This window comes from Endozoicomonas sp. ONNA2, assembly GCF_024606365.1.
Classification (GTDB): domain Bacteria; phylum Pseudomonadota; class Gammaproteobacteria; order Pseudomonadales; family Endozoicomonadaceae; genus Endozoicomonas.
Map to the genome: position 1 here is coordinate 1 of NZ_JAHHPO010000824.1, position 1,281 is coordinate 1,281.

The 1,281-nt window shown below is 52.8% G+C and carries 2 protein-coding genes; one reads left to right on the plus strand and one right to left on the minus strand.

Going from position 1 to position 1,281, the window contains the following annotated elements:
• Nucleotides 1-10: 10 nt before the first annotated feature.
• Nucleotides 11-811: an inner membrane protein YpjD gene (locus KDK14_RS14585; protein WP_257265901.1), complete on the minus strand. Its 801-nt coding sequence runs from the start codon at nt 809-811 to the stop codon at nt 11-13.
• A gap of 233 nt (nt 812-1,044) precedes the next feature.
• Here KDK14_RS14585 and KDK14_RS14590 point away from each other — a divergent pair.
• Nucleotides 1,045-1,281 (plus strand): signal recognition particle receptor subunit alpha (locus KDK14_RS14590; protein WP_257265902.1); only part of this gene is annotated, 237 nt, incomplete at its 3' end.

A 1,281-nucleotide genomic window follows, 5' to 3' on the forward strand; every position in this document is an offset into this window, starting at 1 on the left:
GCATAGTCCCTCAAAAGCAGGATTGCCCGGAAACCATGCAGTCAAGCACCACCCTGGAGCCAAAGTAGGCAAGGAGCATAAAAAGCACACCCGCCAGAGTCCAGCGAACCGCAGTCTGCCCACGCCAGCCAAAACGCCAGTGGCCAACCAGCAGTGCCGCAAAAAGACACCAGGCGGTGATGGACAATACCGTTTTATGCACCAGCCGCTGGGCAAACATATCTTCCAGGAACAGAAAACCACTGCCCAGCGAGAGTGTCAGCAAAATAACGCCAAGGACCAGAAACTCAAATAACAGCCGTTCCATGGTTTGCAACGGCGGCAATGTTCTGATGGTATGGCGGTGAGTGCGCAGCTGATGTTCCTGATAAGAGAGCAAAATGGCCTGACATGCCGCCACCATCAAAATGCCATAAGCCATGACCGACAGCAGCACATGGGAAACCATTGATGATGCCGTATTCCAGACAATATGTTCCACCGGTGCCAGCAAGGCCAGCACAATGGCCAGCATACTGATCGGCAGAATCAAGACCAGCAGACTTTCCGAGGGCTTCTTCAGACTGCTCAGTAACACCATCATGGTCACCATCATAGAGGTCAGTGACCCCATGGTGAACACACCAAGATTAATACCCCGACCAGTGTGGATGGAGATGTATAACGCAATACCGTGAAAAAACAGGCCGAGGGCAGTAATCAACAGAACCGGAGACCTGGGTACTTTACGCCCGCCGTTTCGCAACCCCTGGCCGACCGTGCCTGCCAGATAGCAGCCAAGCGCACCCATACTGACCAACATGACACCCATTAGCGCAACCCATTACCCCAAAGCAGCGAAAAAACCAAAAGCAGGAAGCCCTCTGTGTCCATAGGCTTCAATGAATAGCAGCACCGGGAGTTTGTCATATTACAGGGTCCCAGACAAACAACCTTTAACCCAATCCACTGAAATGGATGCCGCTTGAGTCGCGATTCCTATATACTGACTGTCATCCTGCACCTGCAACCGCTTAAACACCTTAGCTCAGGGTAATTCCCAGAATGTTCGAAAATTTAACCGAACGCCTTTCCCGGACACTGAAAACAGTAACCGGGAAGGCCAAGCTGACCGAAGACAATATCAAGGACACCCTGCGTGAAGTGCGTATGGCCCTGCTCGAAGCCGATGTTGCCCTGCCGGTAGTCCGGGAGTTTATCAACCGGATCAGGGAACGGGCCATCGGCCAGGAGGTTCAGTCCAGCCTCAGCCCCGGTCAGGCATTTGTCAAAATTGTCCAG